This is a genomic window from Archangium sp. (assembly GCF_045802675.1).
Classification (GTDB): Bacteria; Myxococcota; Myxococcia; order Myxococcales; family Myxococcaceae; genus Archangium.
The window spans coordinates 132,841-156,181 of record NZ_JBJMQO010000129.1; the positions used below are offsets into that span (position 1 = coordinate 132,841).

The 23,341-nt window shown below is 70.9% G+C and carries 23 protein-coding genes; 9 read left to right on the top strand and 14 right to left on the bottom strand.

Annotated features, from left to right (window positions below):
* The first annotated feature begins 1 nt into the window (after position 1).
* Positions 2 to 2,725, top strand: coding sequence for an ERAP1-like C-terminal domain-containing protein (locus ACJ8AN_RS35980; protein WP_407760103.1), 2,724 nt, complete (start codon positions 2 to 4; stop codon positions 2,723 to 2,725).
* A gap of 16 nt (positions 2,726 to 2,741) precedes the next feature.
* Here ACJ8AN_RS35980 and ACJ8AN_RS35985 read toward each other — a convergent pair whose 3' ends face one another.
* The 5 genes from ACJ8AN_RS35985 to gnd form a co-directional block, all read right to left on the bottom strand.
* Positions 2,742 to 5,876, bottom strand: a complete 3,135-nt coding sequence (locus tag ACJ8AN_RS35985; protein WP_407760104.1) for an ATP-binding protein — start codon at positions 5,874 to 5,876, stop codon at positions 2,742 to 2,744.
* Between the two features lie 408 nt (positions 5,877 to 6,284).
* On the bottom strand, positions 6,285 to 7,034 hold the full coding sequence (locus tag ACJ8AN_RS35990) for an SAM-dependent methyltransferase (RefSeq protein WP_407760105.1): 750 nt from the start codon (positions 7,032 to 7,034) through the stop codon (positions 6,285 to 6,287).
* Between the two features lie 123 nt (positions 7,035 to 7,157).
* Positions 7,158 to 7,754 (bottom strand): HdeD family acid-resistance protein, encoded by a 597-nt coding sequence (locus ACJ8AN_RS35995; RefSeq protein ID WP_407760106.1) that lies wholly within the window; start codon positions 7,752 to 7,754, stop codon positions 7,158 to 7,160.
* 422 nt (positions 7,755 to 8,176) lie between these two features.
* A complete protein-coding gene (zwf, locus tag ACJ8AN_RS36000) occupies positions 8,177 to 9,613 on the bottom strand; it encodes a glucose-6-phosphate dehydrogenase (protein WP_407760107.1) in 1,437 nt (478 codons plus the stop codon).
* Between the two features lie 3 nt (positions 9,614 to 9,616).
* Positions 9,617 to 10,642 carry a phosphogluconate dehydrogenase (NAD(+)-dependent, decarboxylating) gene (gene gnd / locus ACJ8AN_RS36005; RefSeq protein WP_407760108.1) on the bottom strand — a complete coding sequence of 342 codons (1,026 nt, stop codon included), beginning with the start codon at positions 10,640 to 10,642 and terminating at the stop codon, positions 9,617 to 9,619.
* 228 nt (positions 10,643 to 10,870) lie between these two features.
* Here gnd and ACJ8AN_RS36010 point away from each other — a divergent pair, with 228 nt between their 5' ends.
* The 3 genes from ACJ8AN_RS36010 to ACJ8AN_RS36020 are packed head-to-tail and all read left to right on the top strand — an operon-like array spanning position 10,871 to position 14,217.
* Positions 10,871 to 12,679 (top strand): glycoside hydrolase family 15 protein, encoded by a 1,809-nt coding sequence (locus ACJ8AN_RS36010; RefSeq protein ID WP_407760109.1) that lies wholly within the window; start codon positions 10,871 to 10,873, stop codon positions 12,677 to 12,679.
* Positions 12,680 to 12,724: 45 nt separating this feature from the next.
* Complete coding sequence (locus ACJ8AN_RS36015; RefSeq protein WP_407760110.1) at positions 12,725 to 13,447, top strand: TIGR02269 family lipoprotein; 723 nt, start codon at positions 12,725 to 12,727, stop codon at positions 13,445 to 13,447.
* A 23-nt stretch (positions 13,448 to 13,470) separates the two neighbouring features.
* Complete coding sequence (locus ACJ8AN_RS36020) at positions 13,471 to 14,217, top strand: double-CXXCG motif protein (protein ID WP_407760111.1); 747 nt, start codon at positions 13,471 to 13,473, stop codon at positions 14,215 to 14,217.
* Between the two features lie 18 nt (positions 14,218 to 14,235).
* On the opposite strand, the gene ACJ8AN_RS36025 is transcribed toward ACJ8AN_RS36020, so the two are convergent.
* The 3 genes from ACJ8AN_RS36025 to ACJ8AN_RS36035 form a co-directional block, all read right to left on the bottom strand.
* Positions 14,236 to 14,658, bottom strand: coding sequence for a hypothetical protein (locus ACJ8AN_RS36025; RefSeq protein WP_407760112.1), 423 nt, complete (start codon positions 14,656 to 14,658; stop codon positions 14,236 to 14,238).
* A 161-nt stretch (positions 14,659 to 14,819) separates the two neighbouring features.
* Complete coding sequence (locus ACJ8AN_RS36030) at positions 14,820 to 15,350, bottom strand: hypothetical protein (RefSeq protein ID WP_407760113.1); 531 nt, start codon at positions 15,348 to 15,350, stop codon at positions 14,820 to 14,822.
* A gap of 30 nt (positions 15,351 to 15,380) precedes the next feature.
* Positions 15,381 to 16,151 (bottom strand): SDR family NAD(P)-dependent oxidoreductase, encoded by a 771-nt coding sequence (locus ACJ8AN_RS36035; RefSeq protein WP_407760114.1) that lies wholly within the window; start codon positions 16,149 to 16,151, stop codon positions 15,381 to 15,383.
* 32 nt (positions 16,152 to 16,183) lie between these two features.
* Between ACJ8AN_RS36035 and ACJ8AN_RS36040 the strand changes: the two genes are divergently transcribed.
* The 3 genes from ACJ8AN_RS36040 (at position 16,184) to ACJ8AN_RS36050 (ending at position 17,454) form a co-directional block, all read left to right on the top strand.
* Entirely contained in the window at positions 16,184 to 16,690 is a 507-nt protein-coding gene (locus tag ACJ8AN_RS36040) for a hypothetical protein (protein ID WP_407760115.1), read from the top strand.
* 114 nt (positions 16,691 to 16,804) lie between these two features.
* The gene (locus tag ACJ8AN_RS36045; RefSeq protein WP_407760116.1) at positions 16,805 to 17,125 is read left to right on the top strand and encodes a hypothetical protein; all 321 of its coding nucleotides are present in this window, start codon (positions 16,805 to 16,807) and stop codon (positions 17,123 to 17,125) included.
* Positions 17,126 to 17,196: 71 nt separating this feature from the next.
* Positions 17,197 to 17,454 (top strand): hypothetical protein, encoded by a 258-nt coding sequence (locus ACJ8AN_RS36050; RefSeq protein WP_407760117.1) that lies wholly within the window; start codon positions 17,197 to 17,199, stop codon positions 17,452 to 17,454.
* Between the two features lie 10 nt (positions 17,455 to 17,464).
* Here ACJ8AN_RS36050 and ACJ8AN_RS36055 read toward each other — a convergent pair whose 3' ends face one another.
* The 4 genes from ACJ8AN_RS36055 to ACJ8AN_RS36070 all read right to left on the bottom strand — a co-directional run bounded on the left by ACJ8AN_RS36055 (position 17,465) and on the right by ACJ8AN_RS36070 (position 20,889).
* A complete protein-coding gene (locus ACJ8AN_RS36055; RefSeq protein WP_407760118.1) occupies positions 17,465 to 18,712 on the bottom strand; it encodes an MlaD family protein in 1,248 nt (415 codons plus the stop codon).
* The gene (locus ACJ8AN_RS36060) at positions 18,709 to 19,530 is read right to left on the bottom strand and encodes an ABC transporter ATP-binding protein (RefSeq protein WP_407760119.1); all 822 of its coding nucleotides are present in this window, start codon (positions 19,528 to 19,530) and stop codon (positions 18,709 to 18,711) included. The genes ACJ8AN_RS36055 and ACJ8AN_RS36060 overlap by 4 nt, the downstream gene beginning before the upstream one ends.
* Before the next feature lies 1 nt (position 19,531).
* Positions 19,532 to 20,275 (bottom strand): MlaE family ABC transporter permease, encoded by a 744-nt coding sequence (locus ACJ8AN_RS36065; protein ID WP_407760165.1) that lies wholly within the window; start codon positions 20,273 to 20,275, stop codon positions 19,532 to 19,534.
* A gap of 98 nt (positions 20,276 to 20,373) precedes the next feature.
* Positions 20,374 to 20,889, bottom strand: coding sequence for a hypothetical protein (locus ACJ8AN_RS36070; RefSeq protein WP_407760120.1), 516 nt, complete (start codon positions 20,887 to 20,889; stop codon positions 20,374 to 20,376).
* 197 nt (positions 20,890 to 21,086) lie between these two features.
* Between ACJ8AN_RS36070 and ACJ8AN_RS36075 the strand changes: the two genes are divergently transcribed.
* Complete coding sequence (locus tag ACJ8AN_RS36075) at positions 21,087 to 21,458, top strand: hypothetical protein (RefSeq protein WP_407760121.1); 372 nt, start codon at positions 21,087 to 21,089, stop codon at positions 21,456 to 21,458.
* Positions 21,459 to 21,533: 75 nt separating this feature from the next.
* Here ACJ8AN_RS36075 and ACJ8AN_RS36080 read toward each other — a convergent pair whose 3' ends face one another.
* Complete coding sequence (locus ACJ8AN_RS36080; protein WP_407760122.1) at positions 21,534 to 21,893, bottom strand: hypothetical protein; 360 nt, start codon at positions 21,891 to 21,893, stop codon at positions 21,534 to 21,536.
* A gap of 136 nt (positions 21,894 to 22,029) precedes the next feature.
* The gene (locus ACJ8AN_RS36085) at positions 22,030 to 23,028 is read right to left on the bottom strand and encodes a LysR family transcriptional regulator (protein WP_407760123.1); all 999 of its coding nucleotides are present in this window, start codon (positions 23,026 to 23,028) and stop codon (positions 22,030 to 22,032) included.
* On the opposite strand from ACJ8AN_RS36085, the gene ACJ8AN_RS36090 reads away from it, so the two are divergent.
* On the top strand, positions 23,027 to 23,323 hold the full coding sequence (locus ACJ8AN_RS36090; RefSeq protein ID WP_407760124.1) for a YiaA/YiaB family inner membrane protein: 297 nt from the start codon (positions 23,027 to 23,029) through the stop codon (positions 23,321 to 23,323). The genes ACJ8AN_RS36085 and ACJ8AN_RS36090 overlap by 2 nt on opposite strands.
* Positions 23,324 to 23,341 lie beyond the last annotated feature (18 nt).

Genomic DNA, 23,341 nt, shown 5'->3' on the forward strand with positions numbered 1-23,341 from the left:
CATGCGCTGGCTCCTCGTTTCCCTCCTCGCCCTCGTCTCCCTCCACTGTGCCCATGCGCCCGAGGCCCCACCGGCTTCCGCGGCGCCCGTGCCCGTGGCCGCCGCTCCGCAGTGGCCCGAGCCCCAGCCCCCACGGCTGCGCCTGCCCGACTCGGTGCGGCCGGTGCGCTACGCGCTGGACCTGACGCTGCTCCCCGCCGAGCCCACCTACTCCGGCACCGTCACCATCGACCTGGACGTGCGCGAGCCCGTGCACCAGGTGTGGCTGCACGCGCAGGACCTCCAGGTGACGCAGGCCCGCGTCCTCACCGGTGGCCGCACCCTGGAGGCCAGGGCCGTCACCGCCGACGAGGGCCGCCTGGGCGTGCTGCTGCCCGAGACGCTCGGCGTGGGCCCGGCGCAGCTCTCCCTCACCTTCACCGGCCGCGCGGACCGTGAGCGCAGCCAGGGCCTCTACGCGGTGGAGGAAGGCGGCGAGTCCTATCTCTACACCTTCTTCGAGCCCATCGACGCGCGGCGCGCCTTCCCGTGCTTCGACGAGCCGGGCTTCAAGGTGCCCTGGCGCCTGCGCTTCACGGTGAAGCAGGAGCACGTGGCGCTCGCCAACCACGCCGTCGTCTCCGAGGAGCCGCTGCCCGGGGGCCTCAAGCGCGTCACCTTCGCCGAGAGCCGCCCCATGCCGAGCTACCTCGTGGCCTTCGTGGTGGGCCCCTTCGACCTCGTGGACGGGGGCCCCATCGGCCGCGCCCACGTGCCGCTGCGCTTCATCGTCCCCCACGGCCGCGGCGCCGAGACGGCCTACGCCGCCAGCGTCACCCCGCGCATCATCACCCTGCTCGAGGACTTCTTCGACCAGACGTACCCGTACGAGAAGCTCGACGTGGCCGTGGTCCCCCGCTACTGGGGCACCATGGAGCACCCCGGCATCGTCGCGCTCGGCCAGCCCCTCACCCTCATCCGCCCCGGCGAGGAGACGCTGCAGCGCCGCAAGAGCTACACGAACATCGCCATCCACGAGCTGGGCCACTACTGGTTCGGCGATGTCGTCACCTGCCGGTGGTGGGACGATGTCTGGCTCAACGAGTCCCTCACCTCGTGGCTCGACCAGAAGGTCACCAACGCCTTCGACCCCGCCTGGGATTTCGCCCTGGATGGCCAGGCCAACTCGGCCGCCTTCGCGATGGAGACGGACTCGCTCACCACCACGCCGCCCGTGCGCAAGCCCATCACCACCAACGACGACATCATCGGCTCGTTCGACAACGGCACCACCTACGCCAAGGGCGCCTCGCTGCTCAGCATGTTCGAGGGCTGGCTCGGCCACGAGCGCGTGCGCGACATGCTCCGCACCCACGTGCGCAAGCACGCCTGGCAGGTGGCCACCTCGGAGGATCTGCTCGTCACCATCAGCGAGTCGCTCGGGCCCGACGCGGCCCGCGTCTTCCGCGGCTACATCGACCAGCCGGGCGTGCCCCGCGTCTCCGCCGAATTGCAGTGCAAGGCGGGCGCGGCCCCGAGGCTGAAGCTCGCGCAGGAGCGCTTCCTGCCCGCGGGCTCCACCGGCACCACCGCGAAGACGTGGGACATCCCCGTGTGCGTACGCGCCGGCAAGGGCAAGGACTCCACGCGCGCCTGCACGCTGCTCTCCAGCGCCACCGGAGAGCTGGAGCTGCCCTTCCAGGGTTGCCCCACGTGGCTGCTCCTCAACGCGGGCGGCACCGGCTACTACCGCGGGGGCTACTCGCACGAGCAGATCTCCCAGCTGCTCTCGGCGCCTCCGGGGACACTGTCCACCCCGGAGCGGCTCGCCTTCCTCGCCGACGTGAAGGCCGGCGTGGACCGGGGCGACGTGCCGCTCGGCGAGGCCCTCAAGCTCGTCCCCGCCACCGCCTCGGACCCCAACCGCATCGTCGTCCAGCGCGGCGCGCAGCTGCTCTCCGGCGTCCACACCGAGCTGCTCCCCGAGGCGGACCACCAGCGCTACCGCGCGTGGCTCGTCGAGCTGTACGGTCCTCGCGCCCGCGCCCTGGGCTGGACGCCCAAGCCGGGCGAGGGCGATGACGTGAAGCCGCTGCGCAATGTGCTCGTCGGGCGCGCGGCTCCCGCGGGAGACAAGGTCCTGAGCCAGGAGGCGGACCGGCTGGCCCGGGCGTGGCTCGCGGACCGCAAGTCCGTGCACCCCGAGGCGGCCGGAATGGCCCTGTACGTAGCGGCGCGCAATGGCGACCGCTCCCTCTTCGACACGATGCTCGCCCAGACCCGCGCGGCGCAGGACCGCAACGAGCGCTCCCGGCTGATGGGTCTCCTGGGCCTCTTCCGCGACCCGGCGCTCTTGAAGGAGGCGCTCGCGCTGGTGGCCGGGGACGAGTTCGACGTGCGCGAGTCGCGCGCCATCCTCCTCAACGCCTTCTACACCCCCTCGTCACGCGCGCAGGCGTGGGACTTCTACCAGCGGAACTTCGATGCGCTCGCGGGCAAGCTGCGCTCCGACGAGGTCAACTGGCTCATCGAGTCGGTGGGGAGCCTCTGCGACGAGCGGAGCCGCGCCGAGGCCGAGGCCCTGCTCACCCCCCGCGTTACGAAAATCGAGGGTGGACCGCGCTCGCTCACCCGCGCGCTCGAATCCATCCAGCTGTGCATCGACGCGGAGCGCCGCAACCAGCCGGGCGTGAGGGAGTTCCTCCGCACCCGCGGCAAGGCCGTGAACAAGACGACGGCGCACTGAGCCCGCGGGGACACCGTCACGCCTGGGCGGTGTCCCCCACGGCCAGCACCCGGCGGCCGAGCACCCGGAGCGCCTCGCGCAGGTCGGACGAGGCCGCCTCCGCCGGAGCCGCCCGCGCCCGCTCCACGCGCCGCCGGGCCTCCGCGAACGCCCGCTGCCGCGCCTCACCGCCCGGCGCGGCCCGCTCGGCCTCGGCCAGGTCCAGCGAGGCGCGCAGCAGCGAGGACAGCTCGCGCAGCACGGTGTCGCCCGTGAGCTCGGGCGTCACCTCCAGCGAGGCGAAGCCCTCGCGGGCGGAGATGAAATCGCCGAGCGCCGCCTGTACCGAGGCCAGGTGCGCGGTGAAGCGCAGCGCGTGCCAGCGCGACACCCGCTCCAGGATGGAGATGGCCTGCGTCAGGCAGGTGCGCGCGGCCTCCAGCGCCCCGAGCGCCACCAGGGCCCGGCCGAGCTCTCCGCGCGCGACGCCCTCGAGAATCCGCATGCCGAGCTGCCGGCCCATGTGCACGGTGGCCTCCAGGTGCTCGCGCGCCTCGGCGGCGCGGCCCGCGTCGAGCAGGAAGCAGCCCAGGTTCACCCGCGCCAGCGCCTTGCCCGCCCGGTCTCCCACGCGCGAGGCCTTCTCCAGCGCCTCCTCCAGCAGCCCCACCGCCTCGGCCGTCCCCCCGCTCTCGCCAATCGCCATGGCGTAGTTGGTGAGGAAGCCCACCTCGAAGGCCACGTCGCCCACGGCGCGGAACAGCTCCAGCGCGACGCGCAGGTGGGGCAGTGCCGCCCCGGCCCCGTGCCGCCCCAGCTCCAGAATCCCCAGGTTGCCCAGCGCGTACGCGTCCAGCCACCGGTCTCCGAGCGAGGGCAGCTCCTTCGCCTGCTGCACCAGCTCCCAGGCCGTGGCCATATCGCCCTCGTCGCGGGCCACGATGCCCAGGTCCACCCGCACGCGCTTCTCCCGGTCCACCGCGCCCAGCTCGCTGAAGGCCGTCCGCGCCGCCTCCAGGTCCCGCCAGGCCGAGGCGAGCTGGCCCGCGCCATGGTGCGTACGGCCCCGCATCGCGAGCGCCTCGGCGCGCAGCAGCGGCTCCACGTCCACGGTGGCCGACAGCTCCAGCGCCCGGTCCAACCGCGACAGCGTCATGCCCACCGGGCCCCGGGCATTCACGTCCGGCTCCAGCGCCACCAGCGCGCCCAACGCCCGCTCCAGCGAGCCCTCGTTCGCGGGCACCACCGCCAGCGCGTTGTCGCACGCCGCCAGCAGGTTCTCGCGCTCCAGCGCCAGGCGGCGGAAGGCCAGCTCTCCGCCCTCGCCCCGCATCCGCGCGCTCAGCCTGCGGGCCAGCGCCAGGTAGCAGCCCGCGTGACGGGCCGCCAATATCGCCCCCTCGCCCCGCTCCGCCAGCCGCGAGGAGGCGTACTGCCGGATGCTCTCGTATATGCCCAGGCGCAGCTCCCCGGGCAGCCCGTCCGGCGCGTAGGCCCGCAGCAGCGACTTGGAGCGCAGCGAGTGGATGATTTCCATCACGTCCGGCCCGCCGGGCGGGAACATGAGCACGGCCTCGGCGGCCTCCAGGGAGAAGCCGCCGCGGAACACCGAGCACTGCGCCAGCGCCGCGCGCTCCGCGGGCTCCAGCAGGTTCCACGACCAGTCGATGGCGCCCCACAGCGTGCTCTGCCGCGCCGAGCCGTCGCGCCGCCCTCCGCGCAGCAGCTCGAAGCGCCGGGAGAGCCGCTCCTGGATTTGCGCCACGCCCAGCAGGTTGGTGCGCGCCGCCGCCAGCTCGATGGCCAGGGGAATGCCGTCCAGCTTGCGCACGATGTCCGCCACCAATGGGGCCTCGGCCTCCGTCAGCTCGAAGCCGCCCCGCACCGCGCGCGTGCGCTGGACGAACAGGTGCACCGCGTCGCAGCGCAGCACCCGCTCCGGGCGCACCTCGCCCTCCTCGGGCACCACCAGCGGCTCCAGGTCGATGACGTGCTCGGCCGGCAGCAGCAGCGCCTCGCGCGAGGTGACGAGGAAGCGGGCCCGGGGCGCCAGCGCTCGCCAGCGGCCCAGCGTGGCCGGCATGAACTGGATGACCTGCTCCACGTTGTCGAGGATGACGAGCACGTCCCCGCGCCCGGCCAGCACGCGGCCCAGCCGCTCCGCCGGCTCGCTGTCCTCTCCGTTGCGGTTGAGGGCGACGCCCAGCGCCTGGCCCACGGCGTGGCAGATGTCATCCGCCGTCGACGCATCCGGCAGCTCGCACATCCACACCCCGCCCTCCCACGAGCACGCCTCCAGCGCCTGGTGGCCGAAGCGCGTGGCCAGCCGGCTCTTGCCCATGCCGCCCGGCCCCAGCAGGGTGATGAGCCGCGCGCCCTCGGCGAAGCCGCGCCGCAGCGCCTCCAGCTCCTCCTGCCGCCCGACGAGCTCGCCCGGCTCGGGCGGGACATGGCCCCGCCTCACCCGCTGCACCCGGAGCGCCTCGAAGCGCCGCTCCCCCAGCGAGGCGGGCAGCACCTCCCTGAGCGTGAGGGGCTCCTCGATTCCCTCGAGGTGATACTCGCCCAGCTCGCGCACCACGGGCCGGCCCAACGCCTCGCGCTCGCCCTCCACGCGCGCCCAGGCCGCCCCGCTCACCAGCACCTGTCCGCCGTGGCCCGCCGACGCCACGCGCGCCGTCACGTTCACCATCCGGCCGTAGTAGTCCGCCTGGCCCGTGCGCTCGTCCACGCGGCACTCGGGCTCGCCCAGGTGCACCCCCATGCGTACCCGCAGGCCCCGGTACACCCACCCGCCCGGAGCGCGCACCTCCTCCGCGTCCGGCTCGGCCAGGAGCTCCTCCGGCCAGGGCGCGTCCAGCAACTCCCGCTGCGCCGCCAGGCACCAGCGCACGGCCTCCACCGCCGACGCGAAGGCCACCATGAAGGAGTCCCCCTGCGTCTTCACCTCGTAGCCGTCATGCTCCGCCAGCAGCGCGCGCAGCAGCCGGTCATGCACCGCCAGCGCCTCGCGCATCCCCGCGCTGCAGCGCTCCCACAGCCGCGTGGAGCCCTGCACGTCCGTGAAGACGAGCGTCACCGTCCCCGTGGGTGCCGCGGCGGAGGAGATTCGACGCCGTGGGCCCCCCTCGAGGCCGCTGGTGCCCTCGGTGGTGCTGACTGGTGAGAACATTCGCAGGACTCTCCCCATCACCCGCTCTCCCTCGCCTGCGATCATGATGACCCGTGAGGCCGGAAACCGCCGCCCTGCCTGATCCGCATCCGTGCACCACTACACGGAGCCGCCCCCAGAGGAGCCGCGAGCCGACACCTACCCGCGCGCACCTGCAACCCCCCATCGTCCAATTCCAGACGGCTCCAGCGCGTGCTGTCGCCCAGGCCACTCGACAACCGTTCACGGGCGGCCACACCGGTGGAAGCCGTCCAGAACCGTGTATCGTGATTGCAAGTGCAACGGTGATTTCAACTCGGAGTCCACCTCTGACTCGAGCCGTTGACCTCCGGGTCCCGTGGCAGCCGCGGCCGCGCCGACGAGCGCGCGCCGGACCGCGGCCCCTGCCTCCGAGCCCTCCGCCCGCCCTCAGCTCCGGGCGCGCAGCAGGTAGAAGACATAGCCGTAGGACGTGCCGTGGCGTTCGAAGAGGGAGATCTCCCGCTCCGTCTCCTCGATGGCGGTGGCGAGATCCAGCTCTCCCCGGGCCCGCTCCTGGAGCGAGGCCATGCGCGCGCGCAGCGGGCGGTAGTACTCGTCCCACCAGGCCGAGGCCGGCAGCACGAAGGTGTCCAGCACCTCGAAGCCGGCCTCGCGCGCCTTGGCGCTGTTGGTGGTGAGGTTGCCCATGCGCGGGTAGGACTCGCGCCAGAAGTCGGCGGCCTCGAGCGGCGGCGAGTCCGTGAGCCACGTGGCCTCGGAGGCGGCCAGCAGTCCCCCGGCGCTCAGCAGCGGGTGCCACTTGCGCAGGCCCTCGCCGAAGCCCAGGAAGTAGATGGCGCCCTCGGACCAGATGAGGTCCACGCTGCCCGGTGCGTCGTCGAGCGCGCCGAAGTCCGCGCACCGCGTGCGCACGAGGTGCCCGAGCCCCTGGGTGGCGGCCTCGGACTCCAGCTTCTCGAGGAAGCGCGCGCTCGAGTCCACGGCGGTGATGGGCACGCCGAGCTCCCGCGCCAGCACCAGGCTCTGGCGTCCAGGGCCACTCCCCAGGTCCAGCACCCGGGGGGAAGCGGGGAGCAGCGGGCGCAGGCGGCGGAGCGCCTCGCGGGTGCAGTCGTCGCTCCCAGGCCCCTCGCGAGGCAGGTCCGTATGCAACATCAGGAAGGCGTCACCGAGCATGGCCGCAGCGTACGTCAGGTCCACCCCGCGCCACGGCCGAAGTGGACCCGGTGGAGCGAGGGAACAGTCCGGATGATTTTTTCTTCGCCGCGGGGGTGAGTGAGGCGGAGCGCACCCGGGGCCTCAAACGTGGGCCCGGCGCATCGCGCTCCGGGCCATGAGCGCGACGGCCATGATGGAGATGCCGCGGCTGAGGATCTCCACGCCCACCACGAGGCCCAGCGCCCACATCGTGGAATAGGGCAGCTGCGCGAAGATGATGATGCCCAGGGCCAGGGACACCAGGCCGTAGACGAGGTCCCAGCCCCAACCGGAGTAGCGGTCCATCACCGCGGTGATGCCCCGGAAGAGGCCTCGGGCGAAGAAGAACCCGGCCATCAGCAGCGTCAGCGACACCAGGCCGACGCCCGGGCGCATCAACACCAGCGCGCCCACGACGATGGAGAGCAAGCCTCCCAGGAGGAACATCAGGAAGGGGCCTGTCGTCCGGACGCGGAAGGCGTGCACCACCTCGAAGATGCCACCCACCACCAGCAGCGCCCCGTAGAAGAGGACCGTGGCCAGGCTGGTGATGGGCACCGAGGCCAGCGCCAGGACGCCGAGCAGGGCAATCAACAGCCCCATCACGAAGGGCCCTCTCCAAAGGCTGGAGGTACTCGGGGTGTTCAGACCCCAGGGGTCGTCGCGGGTGGAATCGATGGGGGAGCGGGTGATGGGCATGACGGACCTCGCCAGTCGGCGCCGTGTTGCATCACCACGAACCTGGGAGTGTTCAAGAGGCGCGACAAGCGAGGGCCCCATCCCTGGCGGACAGGGAGGCTCCGCTGGATGGAGGGAGGGCTAGCACGGGAGGGTGAGGACTTCCTGGTGGAGGGGCGGCCCCGGTGGGGGCACGCCGGCACCAGCCCCGGGCGGGGACGGTTGCCTCCCCGTCGTGTGAGCCCGCCTGCTCCTGCGCGGCGACGCTCGCGTCCTTCATCACCGGGTGCTCCCTGGAGGCGTCCAGTCCAGCCGGCTCCCGGGCGCCCGCCCTCTGGGAAATCACCCGGTGGAGGCTGGACTGCCACAGCGCGAGGGCCGGGTGGCGCACGGAGGAGATGACCTTCGGGAGGGACATGACCGGGCCTGGGAGCGGGCGCTAGCTAATGGACGGCCGGCGCCTCCTCGGGGTGGGTGTCACGGGGAGCCTCCACTCCACCCGAGGGACTCCGCACCGGGCGCCAGGCCCCATACGGGGCGATGAGGGCATCGGCCTCGGACGGGCCCCAGGTCCCGGGCTCGTACTCGTACAGCGGAGTGACGTTGCCCGCGACGGGGTCCACCACCCGCCACGCCTCCTCCACGCTCTCCTGACGCGCGAAGAGCGAGACATCCCCATGCATCGCATCGCCGAGCAGCCGCTCATAGGGCTTCATCACCCCCGCGGCGCGCTGGATGGCCACGAGGTCCACGTCGTCGCCGAGCATGAGCCCCCCGGGCCGCTTGGCCCGGGCGCCGATGGAGATGCGCACGTCCGGCCCCAGCCGGAAGCGCACGGAGTTGGGCGAGGCCATGGCGGACTCCTCGAAGATGGGCCGGGGCGGATGGTGGAGCTCCACGAAGACCTCGGTGACATCGGTGGGCAGACACTTGCCCGTGCGGATGAAGAAGGGCACATCCGCCCAGCGCCACGAGTCGATGAACATCCGCACCGCGGCGAACGTCTCCACCTGGGAGGTGGGGGACACGCCGCGCTCCTGCCGGTAGCCGCGGAACTGGCCCCGCACCACGCCGCCCGGCTCGAGCGAGCGCATGGCCTTGAAGATGCGGGCCTTCTCATCGCGCAGGTTCTCGGGGTCCAAGCAGAAGGGCGCGTCCATGGTGAGCAGCCCCACGATTTGCAGCAGGTGGTTCTGCAGCACGTCGCGCAGGGCACCCACCTCCTCGTAGAAGGCGCCGCGCCCCTGCACTCCGAATTTCTCGGCCAGCGTCACCTGCACGCCGCGCACGTTCTGCCGGTTCCAGATGGGCTCGAGGAAGACATTGGCGAAGCGGAAGAAGAGCAGGTTCTGCACCGGCTCCTTTCCGAGGAAGTGGTCGATGCGGAAGATGGCGGACTCGGGCAGGAAGCGGTGCAGCGTCTCGTTGAGCGCGCGCGCCGAGGCCAGGTCCCTCCCGAAGGGCTTCTCCACCACCACCCGCGCCTGCTTCAGGCAACTGGCACGCGCCAGCCCCTCCACCACCGTGCCGAAGAGACTCGGAGGAATGGCCAGGTAGTGCAGCGGGCGGGAGGCCCCACCCAACTCCTGACGGACCCGGGCGAAGGTATTCGGGTCGCGGTAGTCCCCGTCCACGTAGCGCAGCAACTGGCAGAGGCGGCCGAAGTCCTCCGCGTCGTACCCGCCATGGGCCTGGATGCTCTGGCGCGCCCGCTCGCGCAATTGCTCCAGGCCCCAGCCCGCCTTGGCCACGCCAATGATGGGAATGGACAGGCGCTGCCGCATCACCAGCGCCTGAAGCGCGGGGAATATCTGCTTGTACGCCAGGTCTCCCGTGGCCCCGAAGAAGACGAGCGCATCCGAAACGAAGGCCTTCCCCATGGCTCACCCGCCTCCCTTCTTCTTCTCCCGGTGGCCGCCGAACTGGAAGCGCATGGCGGACAGCAGCTTGTCGGCGAAGTCGCTCTCGCCCCGGCTGCTGAAGCGCTGGTTGAGCGCGCTGCCGAGCACCGGCGTGGGCACGCCCTCGTCGATGGCCGCCGCCTGCGTCCACCGGCCCTCGCCCGAGTCGGAGACCTGGCCGGAGAACTCGCCCAGCTCCGGGCTGCCGCGCAGCGCCTGCGCCGTGAGGTCCAACAGCCACGAGCCGATGACGCTCCCGCGCCGCCACAGCTCGGCGACCTCGGGCAGGTCGAGCTCGTATTGGTAGTCCTCGGGGTTGCGCAGCGGCGTCGTCTCCGCGTCCGTCTCGTGCCGGTGCTTGCCCACGTCGGCGTGGCGCAGGATGTTGAAGCCCTCGGCGTAGGCGGCCATGAGGCCGTACTCGATGCCGTTGTGCACCATCTTCACGAAGTGGCCCGCCCCGTTGGGCCCGCAGTGCAACCAGCCCTGCTCCGCGGGAGACGGCGGGCCCTGGCGCCCGGGGGTGCGCTCCGCCGCGGCCTGGAGCCCGGGAGCCAGCGAGACGAAGACGGGCTCGAGCCGCCGCACCGCCTCGCGCTCGCCGCCAATCATCAAGCAGTAGCCCCGCTCCAGCCCCCACACCCCGCCGCTCACCCCCACGTCCACGTAGTGCAGGCCCCGCTGGCGTAGCTGCGACGCGCGCCGCAGGTCGTCGTGGTAGTACGAGTTGCCTCCGTCGATGACGGTGTCCCCGGCCTGGAGCAGCGGCACCAGCTTCTCGAGCGTGCCGTCCACCACCGCCGCGGGCAGCATCAGCCACACCGCGCGCGGGGCCTCGAGCTGGCCCACCAGCTCCTCGAGCGAGAAGGCGCCCACCGCCCCGTCCTCCTGGAGCTCCTCGATCGCCGCGCGGCGCACGTCGGTGACGACACAGCGATGTCCCGCCTTGAGCAGCCGGCGCACCATGGCGGCCCCCATCCGGCCCAGGCCAATCATTCCCAGCTCCATGCCCCTCATTCCTCCTCGGTCCCGCGGTCCGCCCGGCGCTCCCCCCGAGAGCCCGAAGGGCACCCGGGAAGCCGTTCTCAACCTGTGCACCGGGCGAGCGGCACGGCAGCACGAGGCGTACGGGAGACATGCCGAGGCCCGCGTGCCCCCGACGTGGGACGGGGCAGCCGAGCGGCCCCGGCTCGCCCGCTTGTCCCCGCCTGTCGGGCGACCCAGCTTGAAAGAGTCATGTCCCGCCCCATCGAGGACTACGCCCTCATCGGAGATACCCAGACGGCCGCGCTGGTGTGCAGGGACGGCTCCATCGATTGGCTATGCCTGCCGCGCTTCGACTCGGGCGCGTGCTTCGCGGCGATGCTCGGAGAACCGGAGCACGGCCGCTGGCTGCTCGCGCCGGCGGGAGACGCACCGCCCCGGGTGAGGCGCCGCTACCGCGCGGACAGCCTCGTGCTGGAGACGGAGTTCACCACCTCCGAGGGCGTGGTGCGGGTGGTGGACTGCATGCCCCCGAGAGACCGGACGCCGGACCTCATCCGCGTGGTGGAGGGCGTGAAGGGCCAGGTGACCATGGACCTGGAGCTCATCATCCGCTTCGACTACGGCTCGGTGGTGCCCTGGGTCACCAAGGATGGCGCGGAGCTGCGCGCGGTGGCCGGGCCGGACGCGCTCAGCCTCTACACGCCCGTGGAGACGCACGGCCAACACCTCACCACGCGGGCGCGATTCACCGTCTCCGAGGGCCAGCACCTCCCCTTCGTCCTGCGCTGGCACCCCTCCAACGAGCCCGCGCCGCCGCCCCTGGACGGGCTGCTGGCCGTGGTGGACACCGAGTCCTGGTGGCGCGAGTGGTCCAGCCGCTGCACCTACCAGGGCCCCTTTCGCGAGCCCGTCCTCACCTCGCTGATGGCGCTCAAGGCCCTCACCTACGCGCCAACGGGAGGCATCGTGGCGGCGGCCACCACCTCGTTGCCCGAGCGGCTCGGAGGCGTGCGCAACTGGGACTACCGCTTCTGCTGGCTGCGGGACGCCACCTTCACCCTGTATGCGCTGCTGCTCGGCGGCTTCAAGGAGGAGGCCGAGGCCTGGCGCGATTGGCTGCTGCGCTCGGTGGCGGGGGACCCGGCGAAGATTCAAATCATGTATGGCGTTGCCGGCGAGCGGCGCCTCTCCGAGCTCACCCTGGACTGGCTGCCCGGGTATGAGCGCTCGCATCCAGTGCGCACGGGCAACGCCGCCGTCCATCAGTTCCAGCTCGACGTCTTCGGCGAGCTGCTGGATGCGTTGCACCAGGCACGCCGCGCCGGGATTCCCGCCGAGCGTCGCGCGTGGAGCATGACGCTGGCGCTGATGGACTTCCTCGAGTCCGGGTGGAAGCAGCCCGACGAAGGGTTGTGGGAGGTGCGCGGCCCGCGGCAGCACTTCACGCACTCGAAGATGATGGCGTGGGTGGCGTTTGATCGGGCGGTGCGGACGGTGGAGCACTTCGGAAAGCCGGGGCCACTGAAGCGCTGGCAGGCCATCCGCGACGACATCCACCGGGAAATCTGTGAGCGTGCCTATGACTCACGGCTCGGCGCATTCACGCAGGCGTATGGCTCCGCGAGCCTGGATGCGAGCCTGCTGTTGATGCCGATGGTGGGCTTCCTGCCGCCCACGGATCCACGGGTGGTGGGCACCGTGCACGCCATCGAGCGGGAATTGATGAAGGATGGCCTCGTGCGCCGCTACCACACCCATGAGGGCAAGGATGGGCTGCCACCGGGTGAAGGCGCCTTCCTCGCATGCACCTTCTGGCTCGCGGACAACTACGTCCTGCAGGGCCGCGTGGACGAGGCGAAGGCCCTCTTCCAGAGGATGCTGGAGTTGCGCAACGACGTGGGGCTGCTCGCCGAGGAGTATGATCCCGTGGCGAAGCGCCAGCTCGGCAACTTCCCGCAGGCGTTCTCGCACGTGGGACTGATCAACACGGCCTTCAACCTCACCGAGCACCTCACGAGCCCGGCCCTCCACCGGCAGCAGTCCAACGGGAAGTCGTGACGGTGCGGCGAGGGCCCGGCGGCGTCCACCGGTAGGATGCGCCGGATGAACGTCCTGGCCCTCAGAAGAGGACTCGCGCTCCTGTGCGTGCTGCTCAGCGCGTGCGTCACGTCATCGGCCGCCGTCCGTGAGTGCGACGAAGCACCCGAGGCCGTGCGCACGTGGGAAGAAGCCCGCGCGGACCCGAGCTGCGTGGTGCCGAAGTGTGACGTGGAGCGCTGTGCCGTCTGGCGCTGCGCGGACCTGGTGGAGGTGGAAGAGCCCCACCCGGGGATGCTCGCGCAGATAACGCTTCCGCCCGTGGAGACGGTCCCGGAGACGATGGTCAGTCCCCTCCCCGGGCCGGGAAGCAACCCCAGCCGGTGGTGGGGACGGCCCCTCGCGGCCCCGATGGGCGCGGAGCCCGTTTTCGAAATCCCCTGGAACAACTGGAACGCCCGGGAACAGCACGCGCCGAAGGTGCTCCGTCCTCCGTGCATCCGCTCGTGGGAGCCCATCGAGAAGCACCACATCTTCCCGCAGGAACTGGCCCTCTGGTTCAAGGGTCAGAATCTCAATATCCACGCATACACTCTTCGTCTTCCCAGGAGCTATCACCGCTGGCTGCACAGTGGTGGACCCAGTGGGGGGCGGTGGAACGAGGAGTGGCGGCAGTTCCGAGACAAGAAACCCAACGCCAATGCGGAGCAAATGTGGCAATTCGCGTTCGAACTCATGTCCCGGTTTCGGCTCCATGAGCTTCCGTTCGTGCCTTACTATTGCGACTGAGGAAGGCGACCAGGAAACCACGCATGCGCTACTTCATCATCCGAGGGGACGATCCTTCGGAGTACACGGGCTTCATTCAGGAAGGACGCAAATGGGGACTTCCGGGGGTCGCTACCTGCCCTGTCTGCAAGTCCACCTGGGGAGACGTCTCCAGATCGTACCCCTCGGTGGATCTGACTCCCGTGGCCACACTCGCCAACTTCGCGGATCCCTCGGCCGAGCCGATCGAGGAGTTCGAGAGAATGCGGGAGCTGGCTCGCCCCTTGTGCCCCCCAGGGGCCCAGCTAGACCCAGGAGTATCCCTGGGCCCGCTCGTGGGTAGGGCACAAGGCCGCTTCGGGCAACTCTCATCTCCCTACCCCTGGTGGTTGCTGGTACAGCGCGAAGCTCTGGAGAAGCTCCAGGCCGAGGGATTGCGCGGACTCAAGGGCTGCCCCACCCAGCTCCGCTTCCGCCAACGGAACGCGCCCGAGCTGCTCGAGTTGGAGCTCCTCTCCGCGGGCCGTCTGCACCCGGACTGCCTGCCTCCGAACCAAGCCCCCCCCTGCCCACGCTGTGGCCGTTTTGACATCAGCAAGCCTGATAACCCATTGCTGGACGCCGCCACGATTCCCGGTCACGTGGACGTGTTCCGCATGGAGGACATGTCCACCATGATCGTCTGCACCGAGCGCTTCGCCGACGCCTGCAAGCGGCTGGGCCTGGATGGCGTCGTCTTCAATCCCGTGCCCGTCTCCAAGACCAAGAACAGAGCCTCCTCGGTGGAGTGAACGAGCCGGCATGGGCCCTCACGGGGCCGTGCCCGCCGCCACCTGCCCCTCCGACAGGAGCCGGGACAGCTCCGCCGCCGCGACGGGCTCATCCTGCTCCCGCCCGCTTCGACAGCGCAGGCCTCCCGACTTCTCGCGCACGGCGGGGTCGTGCGGGAAGACGAGGAAACCCACCTCGCCTCCGGGCTCACGCCAGGGAATGACATACAGCCGCTCGGCCTTGTCCCGCGTGTCCTCGCCGCTCAGCAGCGCCCGCGCCACCTGCGCCTCCTTCACGCCCGACCTGGACAGCACCAGGGCCCGCTCGCACAGCTCCGCGGGCTCTCGCAGCTCCCGCATGAAGCGCCACGAGCTCTCCACCACCGGCGCGCGGCCCGACACCAGCCAGCCCACGTGGTGGCCGATGCCCACCGTGGCCATCGTCGCGCAGAAGAGCAGCACGAGGAGCGCCAGCAGCGAGGCACTCCAGCGCGCGGGCCACGGGCGATGCCGGCCAGCGCCACGGCCGGGGTGAGCAGGAGCAGGACGCAGGGCAGACGCGTGGACACGAGCCGCAGTCTGCCCCGGGTGCGCCCCGCGGGCCATCCACCCTCCGTCCGACGTCAGACGCGGAAGGGGCCGGAGTAGTCCTCGGGCCAGAGCACACGGGGCGGCTCGTCCTCGCGCACCACGGCGAGGACGGCGCCCTCCAGCAGGTCGTCCTCGTCGAGCGCCTCGACGAGCGTGCGCACGGCGATGTCCGGCACCAGCACCCAGCAGAAGACGTTCATGCGGCCGGGCTGAGTCTCCGCGCCCTCCACCTCGCCATTGCCCGTCCAGCCGAGCATGCTCGTGACGAGCTCCTCCACGTCGTTGCGCTTGGAGAAGTCCTGGCCCGTGCCCTTGCCCTGCAACGGGTATTGGATGACGAGCGGCGTCATCATGTCCGGCTCCGGCTCGTCGTAGCCCTGGTCCACCAGGGGCTCGGCGGCCTGGGCGAGCGCCATGTCCGGATCCTCGTCCGCGGGGAGGGGCAGGTGCTTCTCCTCGCCCTGCTCGCCGACGACGCCCCAATGCACGGTGAGCTTGTCCTCGTGCACCCAGGCCTCCCAGTAGCGCAGGGTGTCGCCATCCTTCTTGTAGAGCTTCAGCACGCGCGCACTCTACACGCTTGCCCGCCCGCGTCAGAAGGCGCGGCCCTGTCCCCCATCCACCGGCACGGTGGCCCCCGTCACCCAGCGCGCCCGCTCCGAGCACAGGAAGACGACCACGTCGGCCACCTCCTCGGGGGTGCCGAAGCGCCCCCAGGGCAATTCCTCGCGCACCAGCTTCTCCACCTTCTCCGGGGCCGCCTGCCGCCGCCGGTCCCAGCTGCCCCCGGGGAAGAGGATGGAGCCCGGGGCCACGCCGTTGACGCGGATGCGGTGGCGCGCCAGGTCGATGGCCATCTCCTTGGTGAGCGCGGTGAGGCCCGCCTTGGCCGCCGTATAGGGCGCGCTGGTGCCGTACTCGCGGCCGTAGATGGAGTTGATGTGCACGATGCACCCGCCGCCCGCGGCCTTCATCCGCTCCACCGCGTGCTGCCCGCACCACACGGCGGCCATGAGGTTGCGGTCCACCACGTCCCTCCACTGCGCGGCCGAGGCCGCCTCGAACGAGCCCGCGCCCCCGCTGCCGCCCACGTTGTTGACGAGAATGTCCAACGCGCCGAAGGCCCGCACCGCCGCGTCCACCGCCGCCGCCGCGCCCTCGGGGGTGGCCACGTCTCCCGCCACCGTGACGGCCTCGGCACCCGCCGCGCGCAGCTCCGTGGCCGCCGCCTCCAGCGCCTCCGCGCCCCGCGCGCTCAAACACACCCGCACGCCCTCGCGCGCCAGCGCCGCCGCGATGGCCCGGCCAATCCCCCGGCTGCTGCCCGTCACCAATGCCGCCTTGCCTCGGAGCTCCAATTCCATGCGGCGCTTTCTACCCCGAGGCGGTGCCGCGCGTGGAGCCGCTGCATGCGGGCAATCCCATACAGCTGGTGACGGGCGGCTACCTGTGGTTCGGCGCCACCTACCCGGCCGACACCTCCTCCGAGGCGAGTCTCTATGATCCCGCCACGAACAGCTGGTCGCCGGCCGGCCATCTGGCCCGGGCCCGCCACGGCCACTTCTCCCTCCGGCTCTACTCTGGCACGGTGATGATCGTCGGAGGCATTGGCGGCGACAACACGGTGGAGCTCTACGAGCCGTACAGCGGGACCTGGTCGCTGGGTCCTTCCTTCCCCTTCAACCTGACGCCCCTCTTCTCCGCGACGATGCTCTACTCGGGCGAGGTCCTGGTCACCGACGCCGCTGGCAACGCGGCGGTGTACGAGCCTTCAACGAACGCGTGGCTCCCCGCGCCGCAGATGCTCCAGCACCGCAGCGAGGAAACGGCCACGCTGCTCCACACGGGGGAGGTGCTGATGGTGGGGGATGCCAACGGGACCCTCGAGCGCTTCACCCGCTGACGCCTGATGGGAGGCTGGCGAGGGAGCGCCCGCCTCGCCGGTTCCTCCGTGGGATTGCCTGGCTTCGGGTGACGCCTCACGTTTCGCGGCGGAGAGGGGGATGGAGCGCGCGTCATGGCCAGCGGAACCCCTCGCACCACCTACTTCACCTCGCGGACGGTCGTGGCGTACGCCATCGCGTATGTCCTTGCCGCCGGGTCACTCGGGCTCGGCTACATGCTGCGCTCCGTGTCCTGGCTGGCTCTTGGCCTCTGGCTCGCGGCCAGCCTCAGCGTGATCCTCATCGACCGGGCGGTCGTCGAACGGGCGCCTCGGGGCAACCACGAGGCGGATGGGAGCGTCGGCGCCATGTTCCAGGGCAGTCCCGCGGCGCTCACCGTCATCGGCATCATGGCCGCGGCCGCGCTCGTCGTTTCCTTCCTCGTGTCCTGGTAGGGAAGAGTCCCGTCACAATCGCGAGTCGCGCCCTCTGTGAGTTGCAGGCCCTCACACGGAGACTACTCGCGATGAATCCCCCAACTGCTTTCAGCAACAAGCTCCTGGCGCTCTACACCCTGAGCTTCGCCGCGACCATCGCCGCCCTGGTGGTCGACCTCCAGCGCGGCGTGGTGCTCTTCGGGTACCTCGGCCTCGTGGGCTCCATCGTGACGACCACCCTGCTGCTCTACCGGGCGGCCCGGGCGATGGCCTTCAGCCCGACGGCGGACCGCCTGGCGGCCGAGAACGCCCGCCTGCCCTCCGGCGAGCAACGCCCGGCCGCCTGAGCCCGGCCCCTCAGGGGCCGTGGCCCGCGGGCACCGGCGGCGGAGGCGGCAGCACGGGCACGTCCTGGCGCGGCTCTCCGGAGGTGTCTCCGGCGCCGCCGATTCCGCGCGTCCCCTCGCTGTCCTTCGGGGGCTCCAGCGGGCGGCCCACGTACTGGACGTTGTCGTTGTTGTCGATGGCGAAGCGCACCAACGCACGCAGCACCTTGTTGCGCCGCACGTTGCCCACCACCTCGCGCAAGTCCTCGTACACGGTCGGGTCCTTGAGGATGCCGCCCAGCGAGCCCTCGCCGCGCGCCACCATGGACGTAATCTGCTTGATGTCCGCCGCGGCGCTGCCCAGGTCCGCCATCATGTTGCCCGCATTCCCATACACCAGCTGGTGCACCGCGCTGTCCGGGTTCTTCTTCGCGTCCTCGAGCAGCCCGGCGAGCTGCCCCGCCGCGTCACCCAGCTCGGACAAGGCCTTGGCGCCCTCGGGATCGTAGAAGAGCGCGTGCGCCGGGCCCTTGCCGTGGCGCACCTCGCCGAGCAGCGCCTCCACATGCCCCAGGGCGCCGTCCATCCGCGCCGCCGTGCGCGAGGCATTGGCCATCAACTGGCGCACCTCGCGGCCCGTCTGCTTGTCATAGATGAGCGCGTGCAGGGCCCCATCGCCCTTTTCCACCTCGGCGAGCAGCATCCGCAGGCTGTGCGCGCTGGCGGCCATGTCCTCGGCCACCTGGGGATTGGCGTACGCCTCCACCGCCTTGCGCACCGTGCGGCTCACCGCCACCGAGTCCTCCATCACCTGCGCCGCGCCGCGCATCAGCGAGGACAGGTCCCCGCCGGCCGCGCTCGGAATCTCCCCGCCCGGGGGCACCTGGGGCTGGTCCAGCGAGCCGAGGGAAATATCCACCGCCATGTCCCCCAGCACGCCCAGGCTGGACAGCCGCGCCACCGAGTCCGTCCGCACCCGCTTGGCGTACTCGGAGTTGAGCTTGAGCTGGACCTCCAGGCGCTTCTCGCCGGGCTTGGACGGGAAGTTCACCCCGGCCACCTTGCCCACCTCCATGCCGCCCAGCCACACCGGGGACTGCTCGGCCAGGCCCTGCACGTTCTCGAAGTAGGTGTGGTACGTCACCTCCTTCTCGAAGAGGCGCGACTCCTCGCCGATGAGGAAGACGATGACGCCCGCCAGGGTGAGCGCCGCGGCCACGAAGAGCCCCACCCGCACCGCCATCCGCCGCTCGCCCGTCGTGTTGCCGAAGAGACTCATGGCGACACCCCCTCCCGCGCCGCGAATTCCCCGCGCCGGGCGTCCAGGAAGGCCCGCACCTCCGGCAGCGTGGAGAGCCTCATCTCCGCCGGCGTCCCCACCTGGACGATGCGGCGGTTGGCCAGCATGGCGATCCGGTCGGACACGGTGAAGGCACTCATCATGTCATGCGTCACCACGATGGAGGTGCATCCGAGTTTCTTTTGCATGGAACGAATCATCTGGTTGATGTTCTCGGTCGTGACTGGGTCCAACCCCGTGGTGGGCTCGTCCCAGAGGATGACCTCCGGGTCGGTGGCGATGGCCCTCGCCAGGCCCACGCGCCGCTTCATGCCGCCGGACAGGTCCGCCGGCTTCATGTCCTCGATGCCCGGCAGGTCCACCAGCCGCAGCTTCTCGGCCACCCGCGCCTGCAGCTCCGCGGGCGGCATGTCCGGGAAGTGCTCGCGCAGCGGATAGGCGATGTTCTCCCCCACCGTGAGCGAGTCGAACAGCGCCGAGCCCTGGAACACCATGGCCACGTGCCGGCGCACGTCGATGTAGTCCTCCTCGCGGAAGCCCGTGAGGTCCTGCCCCTCGAAGAGGATGCGGCCCGCGTCCGGCCGCATCAAGCCGATGAGGCACTTGAGCAGCACGCTCTTGCCCGTGCCCGAGCCGCCCATCACGGTGAGCGTCTCGCCCGCGAACACCGAGAGCAGCAGGTCGTCGTAGACGCGCTTGGGACCGAAGGACTTCTGCAGGTGCTCGAAGCGGATGAGCTCCTCGCCGGGCGTGGGCGGGCGGAAGCGCAGGCGGGGCGTGGGACGGCGGAAGAGCATCTCAGAGCCAGAGGGTGAGCTTGGTGATGAAGAAGTCGGCCAGGAGCACGGAGACGGAGGTGATGGCCACCGTCTGGGTGGTGGCGTGGCCCACGCCCTCGGTGCCCCCCTCGACGATGAGGCCGCGGAAGCACCCCACCAGGCCGACGATGCCCCCGAAGACGAGGCCCTTGAAGACGCCGGAGAGGAAGTCGCTCATCACCACGGTGTCCAGCGCGCCCTGGAAGAACTGGGTGTGGCTGATGCTGTACTGCACGTTCACGATGACCGCGCCGGCCACCATGCCGATGGCGTCCGCGAGCACGGTGAGCGCGGGCATGAGGATGAAGCAGGCGAGCACCCGGGGCACCACCAGCTTGCGCAGCGGGTCCGCCCCGAGCGCGCGGATGGCATCCACCTGCTCGGTGACCGTCATGGAGCCCAGCTCGGCGGCGATGCCCGAGCCCACGCGCGCCCCCACGGTGAGGGCGATGAGCACCGGGGACAGCTCGCGGAAGAGGGTGAGCACCACCACCCGGCCCACGGTGTACTGCACGCCGAAGCGGCCCAGGAAGTAGCCGAACTGCAGGGCGATGACGAGCCCCGCGAAGGTGGCCGTGAGCAGGGCGATGGGCAGCGAGCGCACGCCCAGCGCCTCCACCTGGTAGACGAGCGCGGAGGGGGCGAAGGGCGGCGTCACCGCGCGCCTGGCCACCTTGCCCGCCATCACCATCAGCTCGCCCAGCCGCACCAGCCGCGCCTCCATGCGCTGGCGCAGCGAGCCGTCCTCGGTGTTGATGGCTCCCGCCCGCGAGGACTCCACCGGCCGGCGGGAGTGGGGAGGGTGTACCTCGGCCCTCGTGGTCATGACGCACGCTCCGAGCGGAAGCCATGCACCAGCGCCTCGAAGTCCCGGACCCGGTCCTCGAAGCGCCCCAGCGGCGCCACGTAGGTGAAGTCGTAGACGCAGTGGTCCTTCTTCAACACGAGGAACAGCAGCTCCACGGGCACCCCGTCCAGCTTGGCCCGGTAGCGCGAGCGCAGGGCCTCACGCTCGTCCACCACCACCTTCTCTTGCGCCACCTCCAGCCGCTCGGTGAAGCCCAGGAGCAGGTGGCGGGTGAGCACGTCCAGCGGCGCGTCCTCGTGCTCCTGGCAGTCCGAGTTCACCGACAGCGCGTGGCCGGTGTCCTCCAGGTACCAGGCGAGGTCGTTCTGCGAGAGCTTCACCCGCTCCCAGGAAGGCGGCAGCTCGCCGACGCGGTAGCTCACGCCGGGCTTGCTGAGCACGTGATTTTCGAAGCGCACGCCCCGGTGGCAGCCCACGGCGGGCGCGAGCAGCAGGAACAGCGCGAAAACCTGACGACGACTGGCTCCCATCCCCATCGCCGCGAGGGTAGGCACCCATGCAAGAGCCCGTGAGTCGTGGGGGGAGGAAAGGTTGAATTCCGTGCCCCGCGAGGAGCGGCCGGGCGTGCCGGGCGCATGCCCTACCGAGCGTTCCTCCAGTGGTGGACAGATGCGGATGTTAGGGCCTGAACCCTTGCCACTTGGAAGAAACCTGGAGGAGGCACCTCATGGACGGTGGGTTGGGGCTGTTCGGATTGGGATTGTTCCTGCTGTCGATTGCCCTCCTGTACGCCCGGGAAGCATTCGGGCTGGCGTGGCTGCTATTGGCCCTGTCGCTCGTCTCCATGGGCTTCGCGATGTCGGAGAGCCCGAGGCGCCGGGAGGTGGCCCTGGGCGTGGGGGTGGTGTGCGTGGTGGCGGCGCTGGTGAGTCTGGCGTTCGGGCTGTCCTGGTACTGGGAGGTGGCCACGGCGGTGTTTGGCGTGGCGTACCTGGTGCTGTGGGCGGAGTTCCGCTTCCCCTTCTTCCAGCACGTGCCCCAGGAGGCCGCCGGGCCGGGCACGCACCACGCGCGGCGCTTCCGCCTGCGCCGGCGCTGAGCGCGGAGACACGACGGCCCGCCGGGGAGTCCTCCACGGCGGGCCGGTGAGCGGCGGGCGAGCGGGCGCGAGGCGTTACAGCTGGCCCTGCTGGTCGAGCACCCAGAGGGTGGCGGCGACGAGATCAGGGCAGTCGTAGACGCGCTGGGCCTCGCTGACGGAGGACCAGGTGGAGCCGCCCTTGTAGATGCGGCCGTTCTCGATGGTGGCCTGGGTGCTGCCGCCCACCTCGACGGCGTAGACGCTGCCGCGCTTGACGGCCTTGCCGCGGGTGCTGCCACCCTTCTCGATGGTGATGTCCGCGCCCGAGGTGCGCACGGTGTAGTGGGTGCTGCCGCTCTTCTCCACCCGGTTGCCATTGCACTTGTAGTCGGCGGCCAGAGCGGGCGCAGAGGCCAGACAGAGCGCGGCCAGCAGCATCGACATCTTCTTCACGGAACTCCTCCAGGGAATGGGACACGCGGTCCCGGCAGGCATGGACCCCACGTAGCACCGGGCCCTGACATGCCGCGTCGTGGCCGACGCGCAGCGACCCTGGGTGAAAACATCCCTCCTGAAGCGAGGCACTCCCTCACGGCTTCGGCGCGAGCCCCAGCAGCGCGTCGATGAGCGGGTTGCGCTGCCTGCCCTTGCGCCAGGCGGCGTAGATGGGGAACTCGCGGGCCGGCTCGGTGAGCGGTTGCGCTACCACGCCGGGCACCTTCGGCCCTCGCGGCAGCAGCGACGCCAGCAGCGAATAGCCGAGCCCCGCCGCGACGAAGCCGAGAATCGTCTCCGATGAGTCCGCCGCGTACATGCGCTGCGGCACCACGCCGAAGTGCGCGAGCGCCGCGAGCTGCAAATCCCTCAACTGCGGGTCCGAGCTGTAGGTGATGAAGGGCTCGTCCCGGAAGGGCTCGGGGCTCACCGGGCCCTTGCGCGCGAGCCGATGGTTGGAGGGGAACACGAGGAAGGCGCGCGTCTTGCCCACCTGCTGCGCCTCGAAGTCCGAGGGCACCTCGGGCAGGTGGTCCACGAGTAGATCGGCCTCGCCCGAGCGCACCAGCGCCACCGCGGGCACCTTCGCCTCGAAGAGCGCCACCTCGATGTCCGGCCGCTGTCCCTGCAACCGCCGCAACCACGGGGGCAGCAGGTGGCGCAGCGTGTGCCCCGAGGCGTGGATGCGCAGCCGCCCTCCCACCGTCCCCGTCCGCAGCGAGCGCTCCAGCGTGGACAGGCCCTCGTAGAAGGGCGCCACGTACTCGTAGAGCGCGCGGCCCTGCGGCGTGAGCACCACCCGGTCCTTGCCCACCCGCTCGAAGAGACGCACGCCCAGCTCGGACTCGAGCCGCTTCACCTGCTGGTGCACCCCGGGCTGGGTGATGGGGTACGGGAAGGCACGGGCCGCTCGCGCGTACCCCTCGCATCGCGCGACCCAGTAGAAGCCCTCGAGGCGCTGGAGCTGAATCATGCACTCCAGCTTATCGAAGCCCGAGTCGTTAGTTCCATGCGGTTTGCGAGCAACGGGTGCATGTTGTGTCCCGTCCACGCGCTTCCACTGCGGAGCGCTCTCTCGAACGAGGTGCACCATGTCCCGCTCCAACACCACCGCCGTGCAGCCGACCCACAGTGGCGCCTGGGTCATCCAGTCGTGGCTGTCCTTCGCTCTGGCCGTCGGCGTGACGGCGCTCGGCATCTACCACCTGCCCGTGGACGGCTGGCAGAAGGCCTTCCTGGGCATGGGGCTGCTCTTCAGCATCGGCTCCACCTTCAGCCTCTCCAAGACGGTGCGCGACCAGCACGAGCAGGAGCGCATCACCGCCCGCATCGACGAGGCCCGCGTCACCAAGCTGCTCGCCGAGGTGGACCCCGTCGCCCTCAAGTAGCTCGCCCGCCCCCCTGGT